The organism is Streptomyces sp. NBC_01476 (assembly GCF_036227265.1).
GTDB lineage: Bacteria > Actinomycetota > Actinomycetes > Streptomycetales > Streptomycetaceae > Actinacidiphila.
This window is the reverse complement of sequence record NZ_CP109446.1, coordinates 5703261-5716618: the sequence shown is the minus strand read 5'-3', so window position 1 is coordinate 5716618 and position 13358 is coordinate 5703261. Positions and strand designations below refer to the sequence as shown.

Below are 13358 nucleotides of genomic sequence, written 5' to 3'. Positions count from 1 at the left end.
AGTGCCCATCAGCATGCGGCCGGGGCACGAAGGCAAGGCGACCTGCAGAAGGAACCGCCTGGCGGTGTCTTCGCTGAGCCCGGAGACCACGGGCTGGGACGCTCGCGCGGCGGGTTCTCCACCAGACTGCACCTGGCCGTCGAGCAGGGCCAAAAGCCCATGTCGTTCGTGATCACGGGCGGGCAGCGAGGGGACTCGCCGCAGTTCGAACCGGTACTGGAGAAAGTCCGCGTGCCACGCATCGGACCGGGTCGGCCACGTATCCGTCCCCATCGTGTGCGTGCCGACAAGGCGTATGCCTCCCGCGGTAACCGTGCCTACCTGCGCCGCCGCGGGATCCGCTGCACGATCCCGGACAAGGCCGACCAGGCCCGCAACCGCCAGAAGCTCGGCTCCAGCGGCGGCCGACCACCACATTTCGACCCGGCTGACTACCATAAGCGTCACGCGGTCGAGTGCGGGATCAATCGCCTCAAGAGGCACCGTGCCGTCGCCACGCGATACGACGAACTGGCAGTTCGTTACGAGGCGACCGTTCTGATCGCTGCCATCAACGAGTGGCTGTGACCGGTGCCTGTCGCTAGAGCTCGTAGTCCTGGGCCAGCTCCTCCCAGCGAATGCTGCGCAGCACAGGGTCGGCGTCCTCGCCCGACGGGACATCCAAGCCGGTCTGGAACCAGATCACGGTGAGGGCGGAACGGTGCAGCACCGGGTCGAGTTCAGGGGCGACCGCCGTCGAGCGGAAGGCGCCGATGCAGGCCACGGAAGGCAGCACCTCGACGGGGCCGAAAGCGCCGGCAGTCCCGTCCGGGTACTCCCGGGAGGGCGGAACCAGATGGACCGGCGTGGAGGGAAACGCCCGTTCAGCCTGCCGCTGGAGGCTCCTGACCTTCATCTCGTTGACGGGCTTGCACGGGTAGCCCTCCAGCATCCCTCCATAGGCCGAAGACATTCGCAGCTCGGTGAGCTCGATCGAACGTCCGGACAAGAGGGCTATGTGACTCAGCGACATGCCGACACCTTAGGCGCAAGATCCACTTTCGATACACGGCCTTGAAGGGGCCTTCCCTGGTCACCACGGGGCCGCCGCACTCGTCTTCCAAACTAGTGCTCCAACGTCCCCTCGTGGTCGCGCGACTGCCGCCCCTGATCGCAGGCGCAGTAGGGGAGATCCGTGCCGATCTTGGCCGTGTGGAGGTCTTGCACCGCGTTCATCGGAATGCGGGCAACGGTGACGCACACCTCTTCCGGATCGGCCGGCGCGGTCCCCGTGACCGCTAGGTGAGCCTGGTCGGCGAGGGAAACCCTGGCCAGAACATCGAAGACGTAGGACCCGTCAACTTCCTCGTAACCATCGGCCCAGATGTGAGCGAGCCCGCCATTGACCATGCGTAGGTGCCAGAGCGAAGGAACGTCTTGAAGGTGCACGACAAGCAGGCTAGACCCGGAGGGCAACTTGGCTGGTGGGCTTGTCCGCCGCGGCGTCGGTTACCCGCCGCTCCACAGGCAGCAGCCCCGTACAGCAGCGAAGTACCGCAACCCCAGCAACCCTCCCCGGCGGCAATCGTCTCTCCGAGCCCTCGTAGCGGCTGGTATAACCACTGTTGACCGTTCCCGCTAGAGCTACGGAACAGACTGCGGCCGTTGCCGACCTCTGGGAGGTCATCTCATTTGGTGGCTACGTGCGGGGAATCCGCGACAAGTTGAGCCATCTCGCGCAGGCGGTGCCAGTAGTCAGGGTTGTCCGCTTCGCTGAGCGCAGGTACGACCCGGTTTAGGCGGGCGATGCAGCGAAGCAGAACGTTTCGATCTCGCGCTTCGAGCTCGCCGTCGTTCTTGATCCAGACGAAAACACAGCCTGCAGTGTCCGAGTCCAGCATCACCAAATCGAAACCAGCCCGGTCCGCGCCAGCCAATCTGGGAGGAAAGGGAAATTCCATGAACTCTTCGTACAGGCGTGCTACGGCCTCAAACACAGTCTCTTCGCTCACGCGGCCATCATGGCGCAGCTTCCACAGCGCCTGGAGTCGTCTTGAGTCTGCGGTAGCAGATGAGGGTGCAGGCGATGCTGGCGAAGGCGAGGAAGTGTTCGGATTTGCGTTCGTGTCGGCGGTGCAGGCGGCGGCAGCCGGCGAGCCAGGCCATCGTGCGTTCGACGGTCCAGCGGTGACGGCCGAGTCGTTGGGAGGACTCGACGCCTTTGCGGGCGATGCGGTGGGTGATGCCGCGTAAGGCGAGCCATCTGCGCAAGTGGTTGTAGTCGTAGCCCTTGTCCGCGTGAAGTTTGGCGGGACGCCGGCGACGCGGGCCGCGACGGGAGCGGATCGGTGGAATGCCGCAGACCAACGGGATGAGGGCCTGGCTGTCGTGGAGGTTGGCGCCCGAGATCCCGACGGATATGGGCAGGCCGGACCGCTCGGTGATCAAGTGGATCTTCGAGCCGTACTTGCCCCGATCGACAGGATTCGGACCTGTTAGCTCCCCCTTTTCATGGCCCTCATGTTCACCGAGTCGATCGCGCAGCGGCTCCAGTCCAGCCCACCAAGCGCGCCGAGTCCGTCCAGGACCGGCGGTGGAATTTCGCCCACACCCGGTCCTTGCTCAAACTCGGTGAACCGGCGGTGAGCCGTGGGTCCCGAAGGCCCGAAGGAAGGCGGCAACTGGCGCCAGGTACAGCCGGAGGTAGCGACGAACACGATGGCCGCCAGCACCTCACGGTCTCCGTACCGACGCCGGCCGTCACCCTGCGGCCGCGACGGCGCAGGCGGCACCACCCGCTGGAACAAGTCCCACAGCTCATCAGGCACCAAGCGCTCAACGATCCCCACGACCACAGACCACCGAACCAGCCAAATGAGACGACTTCTAAGAAACTTCTCCTACACGCAACAAATCGAGCCCGCCATATATCCCGATGGGAGATTCGTCACCAATTTCATCGAAATAGATAAGAGTTGGATAATTCTTAAAATCTTGCTCGGTAAAATAACCATCATCGTCTACGAAATTCGTCTGGACGATAACCTTCGCGCTCCCCCCATCGGAAGCAAGATAATACACTCCGCCTTTATAGGAACTGGCACGCTTGCGGAACTCTACCTGCAACGCGGAAGCCAGATTCTGGACGACTGCCAACAAAGACTTTTCGACCGATCCGTATAGAATATACTTCATCACAATCTTTCTCAAAATTTAATTCTTGGAGTCACATTCGCCGGGGCGGCCTCACGGGCAGACGAAGGCCGCCACCTACACGGTACAAGTCAAGAGATCGGTATGCTAGGACCTTTCTCCAGAACTGAGCTCTCAGAATTGAAAAGCATGAATTTTACATCTCCGCCGGCTATAGCCCCCAGCATTTCAGTGACTCCCTTCAGCTTTAGCTTCCGGATTTTCTCTGCAGTCAACTCCCCGAACCGAACTCCGCCGGATCACATCTGAACGCGTATACGTCCGGCCTTCTCCATCAACTTGGGGCTTACCAGAGCAATGTCGTAATCGCTGTGCGGGCCGAAGGGCATGCCATCCTTGTATGCAAATCCCGTTGCTCCACTCCCCCTGTATGAAGGCAGTGGCGTCATCGTAGCCCGCATCCGACAATCCCTATTTCAACCTTTTGGCGAAAAAAGCATAATCGCGGACATTCGAAAATCCCTTGGGTATTTCGCCAGGCTCGACGTGCGGCAGTTCCCCGATAGGGCCCCCTGGTCCAACGGGAACTATCGCAAGGTCAGGAAGATTATTTGGATCTTCGCAAGGATATCCTGGATCACAGACGGGGCCGCCGTCGAACATATCACCCAGAAATCCTCTCCAGCCTCCGGGCTGAGGACCGTACAACTCACTGGCCGTTCCGGGTCGCGGGCCACTTGGCGTGGAGACCATGCCTCGCCGATGGGCTGGACGGTCGGCGACCAACACGTTTTGCCGTCGTTGCACTTGCCGTTGCCCTTGCCGTCTCCGCCGTTGGCCGATGGAGCGGCGCCGCCGTTTCTGTCGAGGTTCGCGTGATAGGTGGAGTCAGGGGTGGGACTCCCGCCGCTGCAGTTGTCGAGAGCGCCGGTGGCGCATTCTTCGACCTGCTGACCGTTGGGGTCGGCGTGGGTGGGGGGTTGTCGGCGGCGTAGGTGTAGCCGCCCATCTGGTTGGGGTCGCCGGCTTCGAAGATCGGGTCGGGTGAGAGGAAGCGGCCTTGAGTGGGGTTGTACTGGCGAGCGCCGAGGAGGTCGAGGCCGCTGGTGGTGTCAGCGGGCTGGTTGAGGAAGCCTCGGGTGTCGGTCGGGGAGATCCAGTTGGTGGGGGTGGTGCCGCGGGGGTTGCCGTACGGGTCGTAGGAGCGGCGGGTGACGGCGTCGTTGGCGGCATTGATCAGGAGGGTGCCGGTGGTCTGGGTCGTGGCGAGCTGGTAGGAGAGGTTGCCTGCCTGGTCGCGGATGATCTGGGTTGTCCCTGCCGATAACCTCATCCACCCTGGTCAGGTCCGGTATGCCGTGATCTCCGTGCTGTCGGATGTCGAGGCTGGCGCAGTGCTCTGGCGCGGCTGACGATCACCTCGGCATGATGATCACTCGTGTTGTTGAAACGCGACTACCTGAGCGTGACGAACGCGTTCGCCATGTTGCGCCTGTTGCCGATGGGCGACCGGACAAGGACGTGGAGATCCTGGCGCTACGCCATCAGATCGCAGTACCGGAACGGCAGCTGAACGGCCGGCGAGTCGGCTTCACGGCGGCGATCGGGCGTTCCTGGCAGCACTGCTGCACCTTCTCCCGAAGGACACGCTGCGCCGTGTCCGGTTGCTGGTGCGGCCGGACACGATCCTGCGCTGGCACCGTGACCTGGTCGCCGGCCGGCACGCCGCCCGATCCCGGCCCAACCGCGGATGCCGGCCCCGCACCGTCCGCTTCCGGGCCCTGGTACTACGCCTGGTCGGGGAAAATCCCAGTTGGGGATACCGGCGCGTGCACGGCGAACTGCTGGTGCTCGAAGTGAAGGTGGCAGCGTCCACGGTCTGGGAGATTCTCCAGGACGCCGGCATCCCGCCGGCCCCTGAACGGGGGTCGAGCACGTGGGCGGACTTCCTGCGCTCCCAAGCGGATGCACTGCCGGCGTGTGACTTCTTCGAGACCGTCACCCTGTCCGGGGCCCGGTTGTACGTGTTCGCGGTGATCGAGTACGCCAACCGGCGGATCCGGATCCTGGGCGCCACCGCGCACCCCACCGCAACCTGGGTGACCCAGGCGGCGAAGAACCTCGTCATGGACCTCGAAGACGCCGGCTGCCGCGCGCGGTTCATCATCCGCGACCCCGACGGGAAGTTCCCCGCACTGTTCGACACCATTCTCGACCACGCGGGGATCGAGGTGGTGCTCAGCGGCGCACGGATGCCACGGATGAACTCGATCATGGAAAGGTGGGTCCAGACCTGCCGCCGCGAGCTGCTGGACCGGAGCTTGATCTGGAACCAACGGCACCTCTCCACGCACTGCGGGAGTTCGAGCAGTTCTACAACGAGCACCGCCCGCACCAGGGCATCGCCAACGCCCGCCCAATGCACCCGCTGCCCGCGCCGATCACCGATTCAGGGCAGATCGCCCGCCTCGACATACGAAAACGCAACCGACTCGGCGGCGTCCTCCACGAGTACCAACATGCCGCATGACCTGCACGGACGAGGTTTTCGGCAAGGGCAACGTCCAGGTAGGGGCCGCCCGCTCGCTGGCAGCAACTCGCGGGCTCCTGGAAGCGGCCACCGCTCTTGAACAACCGTCCGTCATCGGCGATACCGAACTCCTCCAGAGGCTCACGGAGCAGGACCACCAGCAGAAGCGGACTCGGCAGCCTTTCTCAACGGGCGCCATACCCCGTTGAACAGCCGGGGTCGGCATAGTCGGATCAACCAAATACAAGCAATGCGATAAAAGCGACAAAGGCCGCGAGAGCTGATATTCGGATCAACTTGGGAGCGACGGGGATTCCGATCTTTTGAGCGCGTTCTGCGATCAAATCGGCAATGAATACTCCTGAGGAAACCCCGAGGAAGTATATGCTGACTTTTCCCATTTCCAGTCCTGTGTGATACTTGCGCCGCCGAAGGATCCGGCTTCATTTCCTTCGCATCGGCGGCGCACTCCTGCATTATCGGAGCCACTACACGCTGCTACCAGCGAATAATTCTCCCCCAACCCGTATAGAATATCGATAGGTCGTTTCCAGCCAGCGTGCACCGTCTTGCGCCGGCGACTGAGGTTTTCTCAGCGAAATGATCTTCGCGAAGCGTTGTGAACCGCTCGCCCCTGGACGGATCGGGCGGACCCATCCTGGTTGTAGGCAGACGTAAAGCCCCTGGTAGGACAGGTCTCACCACAAGATCTCGTCCGAACTACCAGAGGCTTCACGTTGGTCACCCATGTTGCCACGCTCGATGTCCCACGCCACGTCGTGGACCACCTTTCACGACCGCTGGCCGCCCACCGCCGACGATGGCACACTCCGCGGGGCTCACGGGTCCTGGGCCCGTTCCGCCAGGCCGCGCTGGTCCTGCGCTGGTTCCGCGAGCAGGCGTGCGTGCACTGCCTGTCCCGCGACGCCGGCATCTTCCAGGCCACCGGCTACCGCTACCTCCACGAAGGCATCGACGTCCTCGCCGACCGGGCCCCCGAGTTGCACGACGTCCTCAACCGCTGCCGACGGGAAGGAATGACACACGTCATCCTCGACGGCACCCTCATCGGATCCGACCGCCTGGCCGGCGTCCGCGAGAACGGCAACGACCTCTGGTTCAGCCAGAAGCAACGTGCAGTTCCTGTCCTCCCCGGACGGCACCCCGCTGTGGGTCTCCGACGTCGAGCCCGGCTCCACCCCGGACATCACCGCCGCCCGCATCCACGCCCTGCCTGCCCTCTACAAGGCCGCCGCCAACGGCCTACCGACACTCGCGGACAAGGGCTACATCGGCGCCGGCATCGGCATCCACGTCCCGGTCCGCCGCCCCGAGGGCAAGTCCGAAAAAGGCCTCCACGCCGACACCCGCACCACGAACACCCTGATCAGAGACCTGCGCGCTCTCGGCGAACGCGCTGCCGCCGAACTCAAGGAACGCTGGCGCACGCTCAAGCACGTCTCCCTCAGCCCCAGCCGGATCGGCGATATCGCCCGCGCCGCACTCGTCCTCAACGGAATCTGGAAATGATCTTCGCTGAGAAAACTTCACTGCCCCAGCAATTGCCATCGAGGTCGAACTGGTTGGTGGGGTCTGCGCCTGCGTAGTCGTAGGCGTTGGCGCTGCCGCCAGGGACGGGTCGAGGCTGAGGAAGCGTTCGGCCGGCAGACCTGGCCCCTGGGCCCGGCCCAGCGCCTGGCCTCCTGGACCACCGAAACCAACAACTCCCCGGTACCCGGACCCAGACCCCCGGCAAAACCAGCCGCGGACGCGCCGGGGGCGGTGGACCACTCGCGGATCTGCTGTACCTGCCCGGCGATGTTGCCGAACGACGTGGCTGTTGCGGTGGTGGCGGTGGCGTAGACGTATTCCAGGACCCGGCGGCCCTTGGTGGACGGGCTGGTCTGGCAGGCCGACGCCGCCACCGCGCTGGTGGGGGCGATGGCGTACTCCGGACGGCTCCCCCGCAGTAGCCGCGGGGACGGGCACGACGGTGGTAGTGGGGTTGAAAGCTGACTACAACGCGAAAGCCGCGTACAGACGTCACCCGCCGGAGGCGCCCCCGACCCCGCCGCATCGAACCCCTCACTGCCGGAGAGGCCAGGCCCGGACCCTCGGGCAGGAGTCCATAGGCCAGGGTGGGCGGCGTGGGTGGTGGAGGTGGGGAAAGGGGCGGGGGGCGTACGCTGCTGGGGTGGACATCGGTACCGTGACCGGTCCGGCCGGCCAAGCCCCGCACACTCCCGTTGCTCCCGGTGAGGGGGCCGGGGAGTCCGGGGTGAACAGGCTCGGCGGACGGAATGCGCCCCCGATCGGCGGGGCGGCGGGCAGCGCCGCGGACGGGCTGGGAGAGGGCGCCGAGGCGCTGGTCCGGTTCCTCGCCGGGCGGCGCTCCGTGGTCGTCCTCAGCGGCGCGGGCCTCTCCACAGAATCGGGCATTCCGGACTACCGCGGCGTCACCGGCCGCCGGCGGCCCTCCGTACCGATGACCTTCCAGGAGTTCACCGCGGACGAGGCGAGCCGCCGCCGGTACTGGGCTCGCAGCCATCTGGGCTGGCAGGCCATCGCCCAGGCCCGCCCCAACGCCGGCCACCTGGCCGTGACCCGTCTGGTGCGCTCGGGCCTCGTCTCAGGGGTGATCACCCAGAACGTCGACGGCCTGCACACCGCCGCCGGCACCTCCGAGACGATCGACCTGCACGGCAGGCTCGACCGCGTCGTGTGCCTCGACTGCGGCGACCGCAGCCCCCGTACGCGCCTGGACGAACGCCTGGCCCGCGCCAACCCCGGCTTCCGCGACATCGAAGCCGACACCAAGGCGGACGGTGACGCCGAACTCCCCGCCGCCCGCACCGCGGAGTTCCGCATCGTCGCCTGCGAGGTCTGCCGCGTCGGAACGCTCAAGCCGGACGTGGTCTTCTTCGGGGAGAACGTGCCCGCAGAGCGCGTTCAGCGGTGCTACGGCCTGGTGGACGCGTCCTCCGCCCTGCTGGTCCTGGGCTCCTCCCTCACCGTGATGTCCGGGCTCCGCTTCGTCCGGCGCGCCGCCCGCCAGGGCACTTCGGTGGCGATCGTCAACCAGGGCAACACCCGAGGGGACGCCCTCGCCGCACTACGGCTCGACCTGCCGCTCGGACCCACTCTCACCGCCCTCGCCGACCACCTCGGCGCCTGACGCCTGACGGACGGCCGTCCGCGAGGCACCGAGGCGCCGCAGAACCTCACCGGCCGGCCCCGTGGTCACCGGCCCGGACGCGGGCGGTGACTCAGTTCCGGCCCCCGTCACTGGGGAGGGTTGCCGTGTTTGCGCAGTGGCAGATCCGCGTGCTTGGAAACCAGCATCCTCAGCGAGGCGATGAGCACCCGCCGGGTGTCGGCCGGGTCGATCACGTCGTCCACCAGGCCGAGTTCGGCGGCATGGTACGGATGCATCAGCCGGGCGCGGTACTCCTTCACCAGATGCTCGCGCTCTGCCTCGGGGTCCGCCGCCTCCGCGAGCCGGCGCCTGAAGATCACGTTCGCGGCGCCTTCCGCGCCCATCACCGCGATCTCGTTGGACGGCCAGGCGAAGGTGAGGTCGGCCCCGATCGACTGGCTGTCCATCACGATGTAGGCGCCACCGTATGCCTTCCTCATGACCAGCGAGACACGCGGGACGGTCGCGTTGCAGTAGGCGTAGAGGAGCTTGGCGCCGTGGCGTATCACGCCTCCGTGCTCCTGGTCGGTGCCGGGCAGGAACCCGGGCACGTCCAGCAGGGTGACGATGGGGACGTTGAACGCGTCGCAGGTCTGCACGAAGCGGGCGGCCTTCTGGCTGGCGCTGATGTCCAGCACCCCGGCGAGCGTCTGCGGCTGGCTGGCCACGATGCCTACCACCGCGCCGTCCAGCCGGGCCAGGGCGCAGACCACGTTGCGCGCCCAGTGCTCGTGGACCTCGACGTACTCCCCGTCGTCGACGATCTCCTCGATCACCCGGCACACGTCGTAGGGCTGGTTGCCGTTCACGGGCACCAGGTCGAGCAGGGCTTCGCAGCGCCGGTCGGCCGGGTCCCGAGCGGTCACCGCCGGCGGCATCTCCCGGTTGTTGCGCGGCAGCAGTGACAGCAGATGGCGGACGTCGGCGAGACAGCTCTCCTCGTCGTCGTGGACGAAGTGCGCCACCCCGCTGACCCGGGCGTGCACATCGGCGCCGCCGAGCCCGTCGTGCGTGATCTCCTCGCCGGTCACTGCCTTTACCACGTCGGGGCCGGTGATGAACATCTGTGAGACGTCGCGGACCATGAAAACGAAGTCGGTCAGCGACGGGCTGTACGCGGCGCCTCCCGCGCACGGGCCCAGCATGACGGAGATCTGCGGGATGACGCCGGACGCCCGGCTGTTCCGCTGGAAGATCCCGCCGTAACCCGCCAGTGCCGAGACCCCCTCCTGGATGCGCGCGCCCGCGCCGTCGTTGAGCGAGACCAGCGGGGCACCGACGGCGATCGCCTTGTCCATCACCTTGTGGATCTTGGCCGCGTGCGCCTCCCCCAGCGCCCCGCCGAAGATCCGGAAGTCATGTGCGTAGACGAAGACGGTGCGGTCCTCCACCGTGCCCCAGCCGGTGACGACACCGTCGGTGTAGGGCCTGCGGTCCTCCAGGCCGAAGCCGCTCGCCCGGTGCCGGCGGAGCTGCTCCATCTCGTGGAAGGAATCCTCGTCCAGCAGCAGCGCTATCCGCTCGCGCGCGGTGAGTTTCCCCTTCGCGTGCTGCGCCTCGGTCGCCCGGGCGCCGGGTCCGTCCACGGCCCGCTGCCGTACCTCGCGCAAGGCGGCCACGGGCCCGCCGGATCCGTCCGGGTCCGGACGCGGGCGGTCCCGCGCATCGGGGCGCGCGCTTTCGTCCGGGGCCGGCGTCGGCGAGGGTCCGTCTCCGCCGGCGTGCGAGGGGGAGACATCATCGGTCAGGGTCATGGCCCGTCCCTTCTCGGTGCGGCCACTACTGCCAGCTGCGCGGCGACCGGTACGCCGCCACGCGGTCCCACCGGTGCCACGGCGCGGCGACCGGCACCGCCACGTCCTCGTCCCCCGGCACCCGCGGCCGGCCGAGCACCGACATCAACACCACCGTCAGCACGGCCAGTTCCACTTCGTCCGCCGATCCGCGCTCCACCCTCACGGCCTCGCCCGCCGACTGCTCCATAGGACACCTCCCGGCTTTCCCGCCACCATGCGGGCCGCCCCTGCAGGGCGGTTGGTGTCCCGCTCGACATCGGGCAGTGCCGTCCTTCGTCCGCGGCGGGCCGCCGTGGGCCTCCAACGGGACGCGAGCGCAGGTCGAGCGTTTCTCCCGAGCGGGTGAGGAGTGTGGAGCGCGCCGCACGGCCATTGCTTGCAGGCCGGTGTGCCCCCTCCGCGACAAGGAGAACGCGACCATGCCAACGGGCCTTTTGAGGCGTGACCCACTGCCGGGCGGAGCGTCTTGGTGAGCGGCCGGCGCACCGAGGTGTGCCTCGTCGGGGCCGGACCACGCGGGCTCTCCGTGCTTGAGCGACTGTGCGCGCAGGAGCGGAAGTCCCCGCTGTGGGACCACGTGACGGTGCACGTCGTCGACCCGGAGCCGCCCGGCGCGGGCCGCGTGTGGCGGCCGTCACAGTCGCCGCACCTGCTGATGAACACCGTGGCCTCGCAGGTCACGGTGTACACCGACGAGAGCGTGGGGATCCGCGGCCCGCTGGAGGAGGGGCCGAGCCTTTACGAGTGGGCCAGATCGCTCGGCCGGGGCGCCCTTCCGCCGGGGCCGGCTACGCCGACCGGGGCGCGGGTACTGGCCGAGGCCCGTGCGCTGGACCCGGACACCTATCCCACCCGCTCGCTGTACGGCCACTATCTGACCTGGGCCTTTCACCAGATCGTGGCAAACGCCCCGGCACACGTGGTGATCCGCCCGCACCCGGTGCGTGCGATGGCCCTGGAGGAGGAGCCGCCCGGGCCGGACGTGACGCCTGTGCCGGACGTGGTGCCCGCGCCGGACCTGCCGCCGGTGCCGAATGTGCCGGCCGGGCACGGGCCACAGAGCGTGCTGCTGGAGGACGGAACCCGGCTGACGGGGCTGTCCGCGGTGGTGCTCGCGCAGGGGCACCTGCCGACCCGCCCGGACGAACACGAGCGGACGCTCGCGGCCTTCGCCGCCCGCCACGGTCTCATCCACATCGCCCCGGCCAACCCCGCGGACGTGGACCTGTCGTGTGTGCCGCCGGGTGAGCCCGTACTCCTGCGCGGGCTGGGTCTCAACTTCTTCGACTACATGTCGCTGTTCACCCATGCCAGGGGCGGCAGGTTCGAGCCCGTGGACGGCCGGCTCGTCTACCGGCCGTCGGGCCGGGAGCCGAAGATGTACGCCGGTTCCCGGCGCGGTGTCCCGTACCACTCCCGCGGTGAGAACGAGAAGGGCGCCCACGGCCGCCACACCCCGCGGCTGCTGACCGCCGAACACGTCGCAGCGCTGCGCGCGCCAGGCGCGGAGCCGTTGCGCTTCGGCACCGATCTGTGGCCGCTGATCTCCAAGGAGGTGCGGAGCGTCTACTACGAGGCCCTGCTGACCGCGCGCGGTGACGACCCGGCCGGCGTGGCACGGTTCTCGTCGTGCTTCCTGCGTGCCGCCGCGGGGCAGGCGGAGGACGCCGCGCTCGACGCCGCGGGGATCGGGCCGGAGGAGCGCTGGGACTGGGGCGTGATCACCCGCCCGTACGGCTCCCGGGTCTTCCGCGACCTGGCGGAGTTCCGCGGCTGGCTGCGCGAGCACCTGATCCGGGATGTTCGGGAGGCGCACCGGGGCAACGTGCACGGGCCGCTCAAGGCCGCTCTGGACGTGCTGCGGGACCTGCGCAACGAGATCCGGCTCGCCGTTGACCACGGCGGGCTCGACGGAGCCTCGCACCGCGACGAACTGGACCAGTGGTACACGCCTCTCAACGCCTATCTGTCCATCGGCCCGCCCGCCCGCCGGGTGGAGGAGATGATCGCGCTGCTGGACGCCGGGGTGCTCGACCTGACCGGCCCCGGCATGCGTGTCACCCCCGACCCCGGGGACGGTGTGCGGGGCGCCGGCTTCGTCGCCACGTCGACCGAGATCCCCGGCGTCCGGATCCGGGCCACCGCCCTGATCGAGGCCCGGCTGTGCGAAACCGATCTCCGCCGCACCGCCGACCCGCTGCTGCGGCGGCTGCTGGACACCGGGCTGTGCCGCCCGTACCGCATCCCCGGGGCGGACGGCGACTACGAGACCGGGGGGCTCGCCGTGTCGGCCCGGCCGTACCACCTGCTGCGCGCCGACGGCACGGCGCACCCGCGGCGCTTCGCCTACGGGGTGCCGACCGAGTCGGTGCACTGGGTCACGGCCGCCGGGATACGGCCCGGGGTCGGGTCCGTCACGCTGGAGGACTCCGACGCCATCGCGGGCACGGTGCTGGCGCTGCCCGCCCCGCCGGGGCCCGCGCCGGATCGGGTGCGCCCGGCAGACGGTCCTGCGGCGGCGGACACCGTGAAAGGCACTCCGGGCGGCGCTTCTGGCAGCGCGGCCGCTCCGGCTCCTCCGACCGCTCCCGCCGCCCCGATCGCTCCGGCTGCTCCCGGGACTCCCGGGACTCCCGGGACTCCGATCGCCACCCGCATGAGAGAGGTGCACCAGTGAGGACACCACGCAGCGAGTTCGCAGATG

Annotated in this window: 10 protein-coding genes and 3 pseudogenes; 5 read left to right on the top strand and 8 right to left on the bottom strand. The window is 67.8% G+C overall.

The window, feature by feature from the left end; genetic code table 11:
• Positions 1 to 3: 3 nt before the first annotated feature.
• A pseudogene (locus OG552_RS25095) lies at positions 4 to 567 on the top strand (IS5 family transposase); the annotation flags it as partial.
• Between the two features lie 13 nt (positions 568 to 580).
• Here the strand turns inward: OG552_RS25095 and OG552_RS25090 are convergent.
• From OG552_RS25090 to OG552_RS25065, 6 genes are all read right to left on the bottom strand, one after another.
• The gene (locus OG552_RS25090; RefSeq protein WP_329136579.1) at positions 581 to 1012 is read right to left on the bottom strand and encodes a hypothetical protein; all 432 of its coding nucleotides are present in this window, start codon (positions 1010 to 1012) and stop codon (positions 581 to 583) included.
• Positions 1013 to 1104: 92 nt separating this feature from the next.
• Positions 1105 to 1428: a hypothetical protein gene (locus OG552_RS25085; RefSeq protein ID WP_329136577.1), complete on the bottom strand. Its 324-nt coding sequence runs from the start codon at positions 1426 to 1428 to the stop codon at positions 1105 to 1107.
• 239 nt (positions 1429 to 1667) lie between these two features.
• A complete protein-coding gene (locus tag OG552_RS25080; RefSeq protein ID WP_329136575.1) occupies positions 1668 to 1991 on the bottom strand; it encodes a hypothetical protein in 324 nt (107 codons plus the stop codon).
• Between the two features lie 7 nt (positions 1992 to 1998).
• Positions 1999 to 2822 (bottom strand): IS5 family transposase gene (locus tag OG552_RS25075; RefSeq protein ID WP_443071195.1). Its coding sequence is split into 2 segments (ribosomal slippage): positions 1999 to 2486 and positions 2486 to 2822, totalling 825 coding nucleotides; the frame shifts between segments, so codons are not numbered across the junction.
• A gap of 43 nt (positions 2823 to 2865) precedes the next feature.
• Positions 2866 to 3189 (bottom strand): hypothetical protein, encoded by a 324-nt coding sequence (locus OG552_RS25070; protein WP_329136573.1) that lies wholly within the window; start codon positions 3187 to 3189, stop codon positions 2866 to 2868.
• A gap of 652 nt (positions 3190 to 3841) precedes the next feature.
• Positions 3842 to 4465 carry an RHS repeat-associated core domain-containing protein gene (locus OG552_RS25065; RefSeq protein ID WP_329136571.1) on the bottom strand — a complete coding sequence of 208 codons (624 nt, stop codon included), beginning with the start codon at positions 4463 to 4465 and terminating at the stop codon, positions 3842 to 3844.
• Between the two features lie 105 nt (positions 4466 to 4570).
• On the opposite strand from OG552_RS25065, the pseudogene OG552_RS25060 reads away from it, so the two are divergent.
• The 3 genes and pseudogenes from OG552_RS25060 (at position 4571) to OG552_RS25050 (ending at position 8837) form a co-directional block, all read left to right on the top strand.
• Positions 4571 to 5662: pseudogene (locus OG552_RS25060) on the top strand (integrase core domain-containing protein).
• Positions 5663 to 6399: 737 nt separating this feature from the next.
• Positions 6400 to 7192: pseudogene (locus OG552_RS25055) on the top strand (transposase family protein).
• A gap of 781 nt (positions 7193 to 7973) precedes the next feature.
• Complete coding sequence (locus tag OG552_RS25050) at positions 7974 to 8837, top strand: NAD-dependent protein deacetylase (protein WP_443071194.1); 864 nt, start codon at positions 7974 to 7976, stop codon at positions 8835 to 8837.
• A 107-nt stretch (positions 8838 to 8944) separates the two neighbouring features.
• Here the strand turns inward: OG552_RS25050 and OG552_RS25045 are convergent, their stop codons facing one another.
• Together OG552_RS25045 and OG552_RS25040 are read right to left on the bottom strand one after the other, a co-directional pair.
• A complete protein-coding gene (locus OG552_RS25045; RefSeq protein ID WP_443071030.1) occupies positions 8945 to 10612 on the bottom strand; it encodes an acyl-CoA carboxylase subunit beta in 1668 nt (555 codons plus the stop codon).
• A gap of 25 nt (positions 10613 to 10637) precedes the next feature.
• The gene (locus tag OG552_RS25040; RefSeq protein WP_329136567.1) at positions 10638 to 10841 is read right to left on the bottom strand and encodes an acyl-CoA carboxylase subunit epsilon; all 204 of its coding nucleotides are present in this window, start codon (positions 10839 to 10841) and stop codon (positions 10638 to 10640) included.
• A 282-nt stretch (positions 10842 to 11123) separates the two neighbouring features.
• Here OG552_RS25040 and OG552_RS25035 point away from each other — a divergent pair, with 282 nt between their 5' ends.
• Positions 11124 to 13331 carry an FAD/NAD(P)-binding protein gene (locus tag OG552_RS25035; protein ID WP_443071029.1) on the top strand — a complete coding sequence of 736 codons (2208 nt, stop codon included), beginning with the start codon at positions 11124 to 11126 and terminating at the stop codon, positions 13329 to 13331.
• Positions 13332 to 13358 lie beyond the last annotated feature (27 nt).

Coding starts and splice junctions, on each gene's coding strand:
- OG552_RS25040 (WP_329136567.1), bottom strand. CDS start 10,841: ATGGAGCAGTCGGCGGGCGAGGCCGTGAGGGTGGAGCGCGGATCGGCG.
- OG552_RS25045 (WP_443071030.1), bottom strand. CDS start 10,612: ATGACCCTGACCGATGATGTCTCCCCCTCGCACGCCGGCGGAGACGGA.
- OG552_RS25090 (WP_329136579.1), bottom strand. CDS start 1,012: ATGTCGCTGAGTCACATAGCCCTCTTGTCCGGACGTTCGATCGAGCTC.
- OG552_RS25065 (WP_329136571.1), bottom strand. CDS start 4,465: ATGAGGTTATCGGCAGGGACAACCCAGATCATCCGCGACCAGGCAGGC.